The organism is Latilactobacillus sp. (assembly GCF_033176295.1).
In the GTDB taxonomy this organism is placed as follows: Bacteria; Bacillota; Bacilli; order Lactobacillales; family Lactobacillaceae; genus Latilactobacillus; species Latilactobacillus sakei.
Genome location: NZ_JAMQEX010000001.1, coordinates 73,883 through 88,062, shown reverse-complemented (window position 1 = coordinate 88,062; position 14,180 = coordinate 73,883). Strand labels below are relative to the sequence as shown.

The window sequence follows — 14,180 nt, the reverse complement described above, 5'->3', positions numbered from 1 at the left end:
GATCCTCCCTAGCTCAAAAAGTGTTGCCGAACTGTCTTTAATAAATAAAATGACCCTACAACTAAGATGACTTGCGGTTTATTCCCCGTTGCAGGTTGACTAGCCGCCCTTAAAGCCGCTTCAATTGCTGGATATTCAGGTGCTGTTTGGCCTGTTATCTGCGTGTATAGCGCCCCTAATTCAGCAACTGGTAATTGTCGGTCATCCTGATTGATGGGGGTCGTTAAAATAAACCGCGCTGGTAGTTGCGTTAAAAGCTGCAAGCATTCAGCAACCGCCTTATCTTTTAAAAAGCCAGTCACAATCGTTAAATCGTAATCGCCGTAGCGTTCTTGGACACTCCGGACAAACTGCCGAATGCCATCCGGATTATGGGCACCATCAATCACGACTAGCGGTTCCGTTGCCAGGCGCTCAAAGCGGCCTGGTAAGCGGACCTGCCCCAAAGCACGTTGTAAGACGATTTCGTCTACCGCGTGCCCTTGATCACGACAAAACTGCCGATACCACGTCAATACCGTTAGCAGGTTCTCTAATTGATAGGTCCCCGCCAATGCCAAAGAAACCGTTAATGGTTCACGCTCTGGTAATTTAACCGTCACTTCTTGGCCAGCACTGGTTGGATAACTTGTCACGAACCAATCACGAGGGGCAATCTGAAGCGGTGCTGATTGCCGCTTAGCTTCAGCCTCTAAAACGTTTAAGGCTATTGTCGTTTGTTCAGAGGCCACAATAACCGGGGTCTGTGGCCGGATAATTTTGGATTTAGTCGTAGCGATTGCTTCAATCGTATCGCCCAATAGTGCCATATGATCGAGACTGATCTTCGTAAATAGCGTGTAGGCCACTCGATCAACCGCATTGGTTGCATCTAACTCGCCACCCAAGCCACATTCCCACAGGACATAATCGACTTGTTGCTGCTTAAAATAGACCAACGCCACTAATACCAAAGTTTCAAAATACGATAAGTCCGTCGTCGGATCAAAGCCGAGTTTTTTCAAAACGGTTTGGACCGTCGCCAATAATCGCTCAAACTGCGCTTTTGAAATCAACTGCCGGTTAATCTGAATACTTTCCTCGACTGCCATGATGTGCGGACTCGTAAATAACCCCACGGAGTAGCCGGATGCTTGCAGAATTGCCGCAATCATCGCACTCGTTGAGCCCTTGCCATTCGTTCCGCACACATGAATAATCGAAAAAGCATGATCTGGTTGCCCCATCGCTTTTAAAATCTGGCGCAAGAGCGTCACCCGTTCGTCTTCACCATATAACATCCTTGGTAATTGCGTGACCATTTCCTCATCTTGCATACTAAAATCCCCTATTTCAATAGTTGTAGAAATTCACTGCGTAATTGGCGGTCAGTTTTAAAATTGCCGCTGTAAAAAGTCGTATGGGTCTGACTATTGGCCTTCTTAATGCCGCGCATCTCAACACACATATGGCGCGCCGTCACTTGAACCGCAACCCCATATGGCTTTAATATTTGATTCAAAATTTGGCCGATATCACGCGTTAAATTCTCCTGAACACTCAATCTTTTTGAAACGAAATCCACTAACCGGGGAATTTTACTCAAGCCGATAATCTGGCCGTTTGCTGGTAAATAGGCCACGCTAACCTGACCAAAAAAAGGCAACATATGATGCTCACACATTGAATAAAACGGAATGTCTTGCATCATCACCATCTGATCATTGTCGGTCTCTTCAGTTTCGAATAACTTATAGTCCTTAAAAATGGTTTCCCCCTGATAGGCCAAAACTTCTCCGTACATTTTAGCGACTCGTTGTGGGGTTTCTAACACGCCAGCACGCTCAGGATCATCGCCAACTTGCTTCAAAATATCGCGTACATCTTTTTCAATTTGCTGATTTGTTTGTTCTGTCATCGTTTACCTCTTCTATTCGTTTAATCGTCTGGGTTTGATCCTGCTTCAAGACATCAATCTGGATTTCAATCGCAGCTTTTTGATAAAAGTCGGCCCCACAGATTTCTAAGATTGGCACTAACACAAATAACCGCTTGAAGGCTTCTGGATGGGGAATTACTAACGTATCACTTTGTAAGACCAGCTCATTAAAGAAAATAATATCTAGGTCCAAAGTCCGCGGTCCCCAGTGAATTGTTCGTTCCCGCCGACACGCCTGCTCAATTTGATGTAAGACAACCAACAACTGATCCGGCGTATAATCGGTACTAATTTTTAAAGCGCCGTTGATAAAATCGGCCTGTTCAACTGGACCCACCGGCGCGGTTTGGTAAAAGGCCGACTGCCGTTCAATTTGAATTTTCGGATCAGCTGTCAAAAGGGCTAGCGCCTGATTAATATTCGCCTTTAAATCACCCATATTACTGCCGTAACTAATATAAACTTGATTGTTCAAACTCAACCCTCCATCTCGATTTCGACATGGTCAAAAATACCTTCAATCGGCACCGCAATCTTGCGCACCTTAACCGCGACTGAGCCAATCCGATCAGGATCAAGGGCGTGAATTGCCTGGATAATCTCATGAGCGATAGTTTCAACCAAATTAGCACGTGATTTGGCGATTAATTGGGCAATCACTTCATAGAAATCCGCATAACTGACTGTATCCGTTAATTCGTCTCCTTGATAAGGCGTCATGATTGCCACCTTTAAGTCAATTTCAATTCGCTGCCCTAGATCCTTCTCAGCTTGAAAAACACCAATATGCGAATGAAACTGCATATTATTAATTTTAATATGATACATCATTCCGCCTCCTAATAACCGTTCTTTGGCTAATATTTTATCACAAATATACGGAATTAATTCGAATAATGACGCTAAATATTTAAATTGACGAGATTTCGTTCATAATTTTCATCATTATCTCACAATTCATAAAGTTGACAATCTTAAATAAAACTGCATAAAATGATGTCGTTCTCTCATCATTATATATCAGCGCATTTCCCCAATAAAAAAATACTGCCTAACCGAAAGGGTTAAGCAGCATTCATATTTTTAAAAATAACTAAAAAGAACATTATTAGTCACACAATTGACTTCGAGAATCATTTAATTTAATCTATCAATAAACTGAAAGTAGGTCATAAAATGTTATTGAATCAATTAGCAACCACCTCTGACTATGCGCTAGTCCCCGATATTTGGGAACGATCCGTTTTAGCGACGCATAATTTCTTACAACCTGAAGACGTAACTTTTTATAAAACACAAATTCCCCATTTTCTGGCTCAAACGGTTCTCAGAATCTGGTCACTAGATAACCAGCCAATCGGGTTTAGTGGTACCAACGGTCAAGAATTAGAGATGCTATTTCTCGATCCTCATTACATTGGTGGCGGGTATGGCCATCAAATCTTAGACTGGCTAATCAATAATCAACAGATTAATAAAATTGATGTGAACGAACAAAATCAGCGCGCCAAAGCGTTCTACTTAAAGCACGGTTTTACAGTTGCATCACGAAGTCAGCGAGATAGCTTTGATAAACCATATCCGATTTTACATTTGACAAGATAAATAGCTTTCTACAAAAGAGGACACACTATCCATTAGATAGTGTGTCCTCTTTTAATTAGACCATTTTACATTGTTGTGCCACGTTCTGACCACCAACCATTAAACAGCCGCAACCGACCATTTCTGCCAGCTGTGCGTCCAATTGAACCATCACATCATGAATCGTTTTCAGATCCGCACGTGGTTCGTGACGACAAATAAACAACGGTAAATCGTTACGCGTGTAATAATAACTCATCTGTCCCACAATACCAACGCCTACTTTAGACAACATGACATTGCCTGTCTCATTTAACGTTAAAGAATACTGATCATTAATTCGTGCTGGTTCAAATTGTTTCATTCAACTCGCTCCTGACATTTTATTACTGCTAATATCTTACAACAGAAAAAAATTAAATAACATTCTTGACATGCACCTTAATCACACGAGATTTCTAAAATCGCTCCAATAAACATTGTGAGCAATTACATTGTCCCGACTTCTTGAAGATGTTATTTTTAAGTTAAAGAAGGAGGTGTTGAATATGAAGACTTTAGACAATATCGCTCTTACCTTATTAATCGTAGGTGGTTTAAACTGGCTACTTGTTGGTTTATTTAAATTCGACCTTGTGGCTATGCTATTTGGCGGCCAAGCAGCTATTATTTCACGAATTGTTTATGTCCTAGTTGGACTAAGCGCGCTATACTGTATTAAATTATTTGCTAATATCAATAACATGGCACGTTAATAACCTAAAAAAATGCCCTCAAATGAGGGCTTTTTTGATGGCTACATTAAAAGTTTTAGGTCACTAGCCTTTTTTTATTATCCTACAGACCCTTCCATTTCATAGCTAATCAATCGATTCAATTCCACCGCATATTCCATTGGGAGTTCCTTGGTGAATGGTTCGACGAAGCCCATGATGATCATTTCGGTTGCTTTGGCTTCCGATATACCACGGCTCATCAAGTAATAGAGTTGTTCTTCTGAAATTTTAGAGACCTTGGCTTCATGTTCCATTGAGACATTTCCGTTTAAGATTGTATTATACGGAATCGTGTCGGAACTGGATTTATCGTCCATAATAATCGTATCACATTCGACGTGGGCAAAAGAACCGTCACTGTCGCGTTCAAAACGAACAGTGCCTCGATAATCAACGGCGCCACCATCTTTGGCAATCGATTTCGAAACGATTGATGACGACGTATTTGGTGCGGCGTGAATCATCCGGGCGCCACTGTCTTGGTCAACGCCTTCGCCGGCAACAGCGATTGATAGCATTGTGCCCCGTGCGCCTTCGCCATCGAGGTAGACACTTGGGTATTTCATAGTCATTTTAGAACCCAGGTTCCCATCGACCCATTCCATTGTCGCATTTTCCATGGCTTGGGCCCGTTTGGTTTCCAAACTATAAACATTCTTCGACCAGTTTTGAATCGTTGTGTACCGGCAATAAGCATCCCGTTTAACGAAGACTTCAACGACCGCCGCGTGCAAGCTATCACTTGAATAACTGGGCGCAGTACAGCCTTCGACGTAATTCACGCTGGCGCCTTCATCAACAACGATCAATGTCCGTTCGAATTGACCTGAGTTTTCAGCGTTAATCCGGAAGTATGATTGGATTGGAATATCTGTCCGCACACCTTTTGGCACGTAGATGAAGGTCCCACCAGACCAAACAGCCGAGTTGAGCGCTGAAAATTTATTGTCGGTTGGTTTAACCAAAGTACTGAAGTATTCCTTCACGATATCGGGATATTCGCGCAAGGCAGTATCCATATCGGTAAAGATAATCCCCAGCTTTTCAAATTCATCGCGCATATTGTGGTAAACCACTTCTGATTCATATTGCGCACTTGAACCAGCCAAGTATTTCCGTTCAGCTTCTGGAACCCCTAAGCGGTCAAAAGTATCCTTGATTTTATCAGGGACATCTTCCCAATCGCGGTATTGTTTATCAGTTGCCTTTTGGTAATACAACATATGCTCTAAATCAAGACCGGATAAATCTGGGCCAAAATCGGGCATTGGCATTTTTTCGTAAGCATGAAATGATTTTAAACGGAAGTCTAACATCCATTGGGGTTCTTTTTTCTCGTGCGAAATTGCACGTACAACATCTTCAGTTAAGCCCCGGCCGGTTGAAAAGACGGGTTCAACATCATCGCTAAAGCCGTAATCATAGTTCTCAAATTGGGGCATCGTCGTCTCTTCTGTCATTAATCTGTTCCCTCCGTTTCTGCATGGTTCACAATTTGACCCGTTGTCGCTGTGTTGGTATCGCTATTGAGCGCTTTGTGGAGCGCCTTCCAAGCAAGCGTGGCACATTTAATCCGCGCTGGAAATTGTTGAATGCCCTGCAAGATGGCCGCATCTTCTAGAATTGTCCAATCTTCATCGCGATCACCAATCACCATGTCCGAAAAGCGTTCGATCATTACTTCAGCTTCAGCAGGTGTCTTATGCAAGACCGCATCGGTCATCATGCTGGCAGAGGCTTGGCTGATTGTGCAGCCTTCCCCTGAAAAAGCAATCTGGCTAATCCGGTTATCTTCAAGCGCAATCTCCAACTGCAACACATCGCCACAAGTTGGGTTACGTAATTCAATTTCATGATCGACAGTGTCTAAATGACCGTGATGGTGCGGATGTTGCGAATGGTCTAAGATGACCTGTCGATATAAGTTGTCTAATTTAGAGAGTGCCATTTTGGAAAAACTCCTTTGCTGCTTGAATCGCGGCCACTAAGGCTTGTACGTCTTCTGACGTATTGTAGAGGTAGAAACTTGCGCGAGCCGTTGCCACAACGTTTAGCCACTGCATCAGTGGTTGTGCGCAATGATGCCCAGCGCGAACAGCGACCCCTTCCATATCGAGGGCTGTTGCTAAATCGTGCGGATGGAGATTATCGAGATTAAAAGCAATCACACCGGTTCGCTGACTAGCTTCTTGCGGGCCATAAATCGTCAACCCGTCAATCGCTTGTAAGGCCGGTAATGCCTCGGCGACTAAAGCCTGCTCATGTGCCTGGATGTTGGTCATCCCAATCTGATTCAGATAATCAATCGCAGCTCCTAATCCAATCGCGCCAGCAATATTGGGGGTTCCACCTTCTAAGCGCCAAGGCAGTTCTTTGAAGGTCGATTCTTGTAAGCCAACAAAATCGATCATCTCACCACCGTATTCAACAGGTGATAATTGTTCGAGTAAGGCCTGCTTACCATACAAGACACCAATTCCTGTTGGCCCCAACATTTTATGCCCTGAAAAGGCATAAAAATCTGCATCGAGCGCCTGCACATCAACTGGCATATGTGGGACAGCTTGTGCGCCATCAACGACCATATAGCCACCTTGTACGTGGACTAGTGCCGCAATCGTCTTCACTGGATTGACAACGCCTAAAACGTTAGAAGCATGCACTAAACTGACGATTTTAGTCCGTGGACCAATGACCTGCTTAGCAGCGTCTAAATCTAACTGACCATCTGGCAATAGATCGATGTAGCGTAGTTTGGCCCCCGTCTTTTTAGCAAGTTGTTGCCAAGGGACTAGGTTGCTATGGTGTTCCATATAGCTAATGACGATTTCATCGCCAGCTTGGACAACTGTTGGCCCAAAACTACCGGCAATCCAGTTTAAACTCTGCGTGGTGCCTTTTGTGAAGACAATCTCCGCTGAAGAAGCGGCATTGATAAATTGTTGAACTTTAACTCTAGCAGCTTCGTATTGCGCAGTCGCCCGTTCCGCCAACGTATGCACGCCCCGGTGAACATTGGCATTATCATGTTGGTAGTAACTCACTATTTGGTCAATCACCGCTTGTGGCTTTTGCGTTGTCGCTGCGTTATCCAAATAAACCAAGGGTTCATCATTAACCAATTGTTCTAAAATTGGAAAATCTTGCCGACTAGTGTTCAGACTTTTGCCCATCAATTAACTTCCTCTCGATCGTGTCCGTTAATTGTTGACGAACATTTTTGTCCGGAATTTCAGTCAGGACGGCGCCTAAGAACCCACGAATGACTAGGCGTTGTGCAACTTCTTTAGACAAGCCCCGACTCATGAGATAGTACATTTGTTGTTCATTAACACGGCCAACACTGGCAGCATGACCGGCTTGAACGTCATTTTCATCGATTAATAATAGCGGATTGGCATCCCCACGGGCCGTTCGTGATAACATCAAAACCCGATTTTCTTGTTGTGCATCAGCACCCTTAGCGCCTTTGATGATGTGCCCAATCCCGTTGAAAGTCAGGGTCGCATCTTCTAAAATAACACCATGTTGCAAGATATGGCCGATTGAACGCGGCCCAATATTCGTCACCCGCGTATCGATTCCTTGAATTTGTTTCCCAGTTGAAATAGCGACCACTTTTGTTTCAGCATGCGAACCATCGCCGACCAAATCAGAATCAAAGTCGCCAATGATATTGCCGTCATTCATGAAGCCCAGTGCCCAATCAATCCGAGCATCCCGCATTAAGTGCCCCCGACGGTTCAGATAAGTCGTAACAGACTTACCAAACGCATCAACAGCTGAGAAATGCACGTGACTATTATCCTTAGCAATCACTTCAACCACCATATTAGCTAGGTTCTTGTGATCACCCATTGTTTGTAGATTTTCTAGATAGCTAAACTCACTGTTTTGTTCCGCCACAATTAAAACGTGATGAATAAAATCAGTGGCCTGTGTGCTATCTTGGACATAATAAGCCGTAATCGGTTGCTTAATCACCACATTCTTCGGCACGTACAAGAACATCCCACTGTTCATCAAGGCTGTGTGAAAGGCCGTCAAACGATCTTCATCCGGTTTAACCGTCACTTGCATATAGTATTCATGAACTAATTCAGGATAGTCTTGTAAAGCAGTGAAGATATCGGTAAAGATGACCCCTTGCTCTGCCAATTCACTAGGCAGATTTAATTTGGCAATTGTTTGCCCAACTTGCACGACGTAAGGTTGATCCGCAGTTAAATCAGCGACCATTTCGGGTAGTGTATCAGTCGCAGAAGTTGTTAAAGTCGGCGCACTCGCAGCCATAATTGGCCAATGTTTGTAATTAATCTTTTCGAAAATAGGTAAGTCGAGCTTTTCAATTTGGCCTAGGGCTGTTTGGCGTAAGGCTGCAAACCAATCTGGTTCTTGATGGGCAATTGAAAAAGCCGCAACTTGTTCAGGTGTGATGGCTAATTTCTTTTTCATCAAAGCTGCCCCCTATTTACTTTCATCGTCAGTTAATTTAATGTCTAACCCTAATTCATCACGAATACCGGCGTAACCTTCGTCTTCTAGACGTTTGGCCAATGATGCATCACCAGTCGTCACGATTTTACCGCCCAGCATGATGTGCACGAAATCAGGCACAATGTAGTTCAATAAACGTTGATAATGCGTGATAATCAATGAACCGAAGTTATCGCCGCGCATTTCATTGACCCCTTTAGAAACAACTTGTAAGGCATCGATATCTAAACCAGAATCAATTTCATCTAAAATAGCAAATTTAGGTTCAATCATCATTAATTGTAGAATTTCGTTTCGTTTCTTTTCACCACCAGAAAAGCCTTCGTTTAAGTAACGTTCAGACATTTCTTCTGTCATATCTAAGACAGCCATGCGTTGATCTAATTTTTTCAAGAAGGCCATGATTGAGATTTGATCATCCTCAGCCCGGCGCGCATTGATAGCAGCCCGCATAAATTCAGCGTTTGTAACCCCTTGAATTTCAGATGGATATTGCATCGCTAAGAACAAGCCAGCGCGCGCCCGTTCATCAACTGGCATTTCAAGAATATTTTGACCGTCTAATTTAATTTCACCTTGAAGCACTTCGTATTTAGGATTACCCATGATGGTTTCTGAAAGGGTTGATTTCCCGGTCCCATTTGGTCCCATGATGGCGTGAATCTCACCCGTATTCATTTCTAAGTTAACACCTTTTAAAATTTCTTTACCGTCAATTCCGACGTGTAAATCGATAATTTCTAATTTAGACATTACTGACCCTCCAAAAATCGCATTATAGCACGTTGTTGCTGACTTAATTCTAAGCTAAATGAGAACGCTTTTCAATAGTCGAATCGTGAAATATCAATCAAGGATATGCATTAAATCTAATAAAAAAGAGTACCCCTTTAAAGGTACTCCCCAAACTTAAATTAAAAGAATTTACGATTATTAGCGTGATCGAACTGCTCATTGATTTGATACTCTTCTAAAACAAACCACTTTGTAAAATCTTCTTGAACCGTGTTGAACTAATCATTGATTTGATACTCTTCTAAAACTGCGAAAGGCGGCGAGATTAATCCTGAACAGTTGAACTACTCATTGATTTGATACTCTTCTAAAACATCATCCTAACTGACCCATCAAACTGTTCAGTTGAACTACTCATTGATTTGATACTCTTCTAAAACACCCAACGTCGCCAGTTAAATGATAGTAGGGTTGAACTACTCATTGATTTGATACTCTTCTAAAACTAACCTTGTAACCAGCGTTATTCTGTAAACGTTGAACTACTCATTGATTTGATACTCTTCTAAAACTGTTCACCGGTTTAAAAAATCCCATTTAATGTTGAACTACTCATTGATTTGATACTCTTCTAAAACTACTGATCTAGAATCTGCCAATAAATTAGCGTTGAACTACTCATTGATTTGATACTCTTCTAAAACCCAATCCTTTAAGGCGTGAAATAGTATTCTGTTGAACTACTCATTGATTTGATACTCTTCTAAAACTGTCGTTGTCCCAGATTGTAATAACTTCTTGTTGAACTACTCATTGATTTGATACTCTTCTAAAACCGTGCAGTTTATTATCATATTCGACAATTGGTTGAACTACTCATTGATTTGATACTCTTCTAAAACATAGTTGCGTTCGCTAGACTTATAGGCCTTGTTGAACTACTCATTGATTTGATACTCTTCTAAAACAATGGAATAGTTTAATTTGGGATGATAAAAGTTGAACTACTCATTGATTTGATACTCTTCTAAAACCTAAAACGGCAGTGGTTAACAATGGTTTGTGTTGAACTACTCATTGATTTGATACTCTTCTAAAACCATTATCGAGATTTTAACAAAGATATTAAAGTTGAACTACTCATTGATTTGATACTCTTCTAAAACTAGCGCGAAAGTGTGTCTATTATTGCGCGTGTTGAACTACTCATTGATTTGATACTCTTCTAAAACGGACAATTTGGACTTACACCGATAACACCAGTTGAACTACTCATTGATTTGATACTCTTCTAAAACTTACTGTAATGCCAAGTCAAACGTTAGATTGTTGAACTACTCATTGATTTGATACTCTTCTAAAACTAAGCACCGCCTGGACAAGGTTGAAGCACAGTTGAACTACTCATTGATTTGATACTCTTCTAAAACACGTCTTTAAACGGTTACCCGTAGTATTCAGTTGAACTACTCATTGATTTGATACTCTTCTAAAACTATAATCTGTTGTTAAAAATGCCATTGTTAGTTGAACCACTCATTGATTTGATACTCTTCTAAAACTTATGACAATCCAATTAAACAAATGTTTGTGTTGAACCACTCATTGATTTGATACTCTTCTAAAACAAAGCTCATTATAGTCTACAAACGAAGTAAGTTGAACCACTCATTGATTTGATACTCTTCTAAAACTACGATAATACCCGCCAAACCGGTCTAACAGTTGAACCACTCATTGATTTGATACTCTTCTAAAACAATCGTGCTTATCAGCGTTGTTGTTGCGCTGTTGAACCACTCATTGATTTGATACTCTTCTAAAACATTCTTTGTCGTAGGCGTACCAATTGCCGTTGTTGAACCACTCATTGATTTGATACTCTTCTAAAACAAGAAGAAGTTGCTAAAAAGGTCGACGTAAGTTGAACCACTCATTGATTTGATACTCTTCTAAAACGCCAAATCATTTATCTTTTCCACCAAAGAAGTTGAACCACTCATTGATTTGATACTCTTCTAAAACGATGCGGTGGTATACCAATAATACGTTTAAGTTGAACCACTCATTGATTTGATACTCTTCTAAAACATATACGTTCTTCTTCCAACATGTGAGCATGTTGAACCACTCATTGATTTGATACTCTTCTAAAACGTGCTCATAAGCCTCTAAAAACTCAACCAAGTTGAACCACTCATTGATTTGATACTCTTCTAAAACTCCTTTTGCGTGCAAGATCCTTATTGGCACGTTGAACCACTCATTGATTTGATACTCTTCTAAAACTAAAAGAAGCTTACGATGGATTAGACCCCAGTTGAGCCACTCATTGATTTGATACTCTTCTAAAACTAGCTTTTAACGGCTTCAATGCTTGGCCAAGTTGAACCACTCATTGATTTGATACTCTTCTAAAACTATAAGTAATAGTACACTATCGCTTGGATAGTTGAACCACTCATTGATTTGATACTCTTCTAAAACCTCGCAAGCTGATTATGACGCATTGGCTGAGTTGAACCACTCATTGATTTGATACTCTTCTAAAACCGATGTTTTTTCATCAAATACTCACTTTATTCGTAACGCCATTCAACATAATCATTATCAATGTGATAATAACAGCATTCTTGGTACCTGTCAGGCGTTGCCAATTCTGAAAATTCAATGATAAAGAGTTTCACATCCAATGTCGCAACTAGTCTTACCAGTTCATTAAACTGGTTGATACTAAGATAGTGCGAAACGTTGATCAACGTGATAATTCTTGTTTCTTGTAACTCTATAGCAGTTTGTACTATGCTTTCTATTATACCATATGGATCATCTTGAACATCATTCGAAAATTTTAAATTGCAAAATTTAATTAACTTTTGCAAATCTAACTCATGGTCAATATCTAAAGCTAATTCATACATAAACGCGGCTTCTAAAATAGTGGCTCGTAATTCATTATTCAGATTAACTACCTTTTGTCGTTGTTCATCCGTTAGATCGGCTGTAAATTTTTTGATCAACTTATTTTGAAAAAGATGATTTAAATCAACCGCTGAAATTTCACCAATCCAAATCATCCCTTTGATATATTCTAGTAACCGATAATGGTCATCGCTTAAATGAAGTGTATCATCTTGACCAGAGGCCCCTGCGATTAATTTAGTATATACAGACGGACTACTCGTGCTCAGAATCGTTATTTTACTATTGTTAACTTTAAAGGGTTCATACGGATAATAAGTAATATTCATAAAATTAATGTCCTTTCGGCTGAATTACGTATATCATCACTAGACTTTCCAACTAAGAAATGCATTTTATTATACTGTTGTTCTGTCACCATCAGGGTCTGGACAAGTCCAGCTGCAGGTGTGTAACCAGCAATTCTATTTTCAATATACTGAGCGGACTGTTTACTAACACAAACTCGCACATAGACAGAATATTGAATCATCAAAAAGCCCTCATTAAGTAATGCCTTTCTAAAATGGCGGTAAGCTTTTCGATCCTCACTTGTTTCCGTGGGTAAATCAAACATGACCAATAATCGCATTATTCGGTACCTCATTTGTCATAACCACCCTTACTTCAAACTCATTCTTTGGATTCGCCATAAAATTTAAGCAATTTTGTACGTGTTTAGTGAGTGCATTTCTAAGAATCGTTGTTTGTCCATTGTATTGAAGCTCGATATTCAAAAGTTCAATTAGTCCAAATTTAATATCCGTTGTCAATTCATTAAAACGCTGGTGTGCTATCCAATAATCGAAGATTGGTCGAAATGGTTCCATTAAATCTGAGCCTAAATTAAAATCACTAACACCACTATGGTGATGAATACCAAACTGCGTTAAATAACCATTACATACAATCTCACGATTAACTGCTGATAATAAAATACTATAACCATAATTTAAAGCCGCATTAATTGGATTAAATTCAGTTCGTACAAATGTTTTATCAAAAATTAATTGGAAATATTTTCGAGCAACGACTGCTTCTCGATTACTTAGATCATCAAATTCAATGGCACGTACCTCCTTCTCTAACGTCGTTACTTCCTTTCCCAACTGTCGAGCACATTGAATCTGCATTGCAATTTTCGCTTTAACAATTTCTGTTCAGACCATTCCACGTAATTCCGTTGGCCATTCAACTTGCTTTTTAATAGAGCCTAAACTGCGATTACCAGGATAATCCGTCATCGTTTCACAGCTTGGGTTACCATCTCGTCCGGTAAAAATAACTTTTGCTCCCGATTCACTCAACTCGGTAATTGCAGAGGCGGTAATTACTGCCTGCGTAGTCGCCACTAACAAAATCTGAACATCATCGATAGGTACTTGATGTGTGGCATCTTTTGTTTGTACTACAATTTTCCGCCCTGAATATGATACTTTTGCATGTTGAGAAATAACGACTGTTCGCCATCCCATAGAAACGCCTCCCAATTTTTGCTTCATACTTGTTTTAAACTTTAATGCATGCTATAATTTCGTTGTTGAGCTTGATACACTCAACCGAAATACTCATTGATTTGATACTCTGAGTTAAAATCAAACAAGGTCTTTTGACCAAGTTTTCTATTCTGAGCCTCTTATGAGGCCTTTTTTTATGCCTTCAAAACAAAAAGCTAGCCTGTCATCGACTCTAATGACAGGCTAGCTTTT

At 40.6% G+C, this 14,180-nt stretch carries 12 protein-coding genes, 2 pseudogenes and 1 CRISPR repeat array; of the genes and pseudogenes, 2 read left to right on the top strand and 12 right to left on the bottom strand.

The features are described from left to right. Positions 1-8 precede the first annotated feature (8 nt). The 3 genes and pseudogenes from NDN60_RS00480 to folB form a co-directional block, all read right to left on the bottom strand. Positions 9-1,316 (bottom strand): bifunctional folylpolyglutamate synthase/dihydrofolate synthase, encoded by a 1,308-nt coding sequence (locus NDN60_RS00480; RefSeq protein ID WP_056946709.1) that lies wholly within the window; start codon positions 1,314-1,316, stop codon positions 9-11. An 11-nt stretch (positions 1,317-1,327) separates the two neighbouring features. Then, a pseudogene (gene folE, locus NDN60_RS00475) lies at positions 1,328-2,357 on the bottom strand (GTP cyclohydrolase I FolE). A 38-nt stretch (positions 2,358-2,395) separates the two neighbouring features. Further along, complete coding sequence (folB, locus tag NDN60_RS00470; RefSeq protein WP_011374802.1) at positions 2,396-2,746, bottom strand: dihydroneopterin aldolase; 351 nt, start codon at positions 2,744-2,746, stop codon at positions 2,396-2,398. A 348-nt stretch (positions 2,747-3,094) separates the two neighbouring features. Between folB and NDN60_RS00465 the strand changes: the two genes are divergently transcribed. Beyond that, positions 3,095-3,523 carry a GNAT family N-acetyltransferase gene (locus tag NDN60_RS00465; protein ID WP_099947357.1) on the top strand — a complete coding sequence of 143 codons (429 nt, stop codon included), beginning with the start codon at positions 3,095-3,097 and terminating at the stop codon, positions 3,521-3,523. 55 nt (positions 3,524-3,578) lie between these two features. Here NDN60_RS00465 and NDN60_RS00460 read toward each other — a convergent pair whose 3' ends face one another. Continuing rightward, complete coding sequence (locus NDN60_RS00460) at positions 3,579-3,866, bottom strand: hypothetical protein (protein WP_011374804.1); 288 nt, start codon at positions 3,864-3,866, stop codon at positions 3,579-3,581. Between the two features lie 184 nt (positions 3,867-4,050). Here NDN60_RS00460 and NDN60_RS00455 point away from each other — a divergent pair, with 184 nt between their 5' ends. Further along, complete coding sequence (locus NDN60_RS00455; protein ID WP_056946720.1) at positions 4,051-4,257, top strand: DUF378 domain-containing protein; 207 nt, start codon at positions 4,051-4,053, stop codon at positions 4,255-4,257. Positions 4,258-4,334: 77 nt separating this feature from the next. On the opposite strand, the gene sufB is transcribed toward NDN60_RS00455, so the two are convergent. From sufB to cas1, 8 genes and pseudogenes are all read right to left on the bottom strand, one after another. After that, a complete protein-coding gene (sufB, locus tag NDN60_RS00450; protein WP_016265247.1) occupies positions 4,335-5,738 on the bottom strand; it encodes a Fe-S cluster assembly protein SufB in 1,404 nt (467 codons plus the stop codon). Beyond that, positions 5,738-6,226, bottom strand: coding sequence for a Fe-S cluster assembly sulfur transfer protein SufU (sufU, locus tag NDN60_RS00445; RefSeq protein WP_096584844.1), 489 nt, complete (start codon positions 6,224-6,226; stop codon positions 5,738-5,740). Before sufU ends, sufB begins: the two co-directional genes overlap by 1 nt. Continuing rightward, the gene (locus NDN60_RS00440) at positions 6,213-7,451 is read right to left on the bottom strand and encodes a cysteine desulfurase (protein WP_099947358.1); all 1,239 of its coding nucleotides are present in this window, start codon (positions 7,449-7,451) and stop codon (positions 6,213-6,215) included. The genes sufU and NDN60_RS00440 overlap by 14 nt, the downstream gene beginning before the upstream one ends. Further along, positions 7,429-8,733 carry a Fe-S cluster assembly protein SufD gene (gene sufD / locus NDN60_RS00435; protein ID WP_076632590.1) on the bottom strand — a complete coding sequence of 435 codons (1,305 nt, stop codon included), beginning with the start codon at positions 8,731-8,733 and terminating at the stop codon, positions 7,429-7,431. Before sufD ends, NDN60_RS00440 begins: the two co-directional genes overlap by 23 nt. A gap of 12 nt (positions 8,734-8,745) precedes the next feature. After that, complete coding sequence (gene sufC, locus NDN60_RS00430; RefSeq protein ID WP_099947666.1) at positions 8,746-9,528, bottom strand: Fe-S cluster assembly ATPase SufC; 783 nt, start codon at positions 9,526-9,528, stop codon at positions 8,746-8,748. A 188-nt stretch (positions 9,529-9,716) separates the two neighbouring features. Next, a CRISPR array of direct repeats spans positions 9,717-12,063; the repeat unit is 36 nt; unit sequence GTTGAACTACTCATTGATTTGATACTCTTCTAAAAC. A 26-nt stretch (positions 12,064-12,089) separates the two neighbouring features. Continuing rightward, entirely contained in the window at positions 12,090-12,761 is a 672-nt protein-coding gene (gene csn2, locus NDN60_RS00425) for a type II-A CRISPR-associated protein Csn2 (protein ID WP_056947810.1), read from the bottom strand. Beyond that, positions 12,758-13,063: a CRISPR-associated endonuclease Cas2 gene (cas2, locus tag NDN60_RS00420; protein ID WP_056947817.1), complete on the bottom strand. Its 306-nt coding sequence runs from the start codon at positions 13,061-13,063 to the stop codon at positions 12,758-12,760. The genes csn2 and cas2 overlap by 4 nt, the downstream gene beginning before the upstream one ends. After that, positions 13,041-13,946, bottom strand: a pseudogene (gene cas1, locus NDN60_RS09330) (type II CRISPR-associated endonuclease Cas1). Before cas1 ends, cas2 begins: the two are co-directional and overlap by 23 nt. Positions 13,947-14,180: the final 234 nt, after the last annotated feature.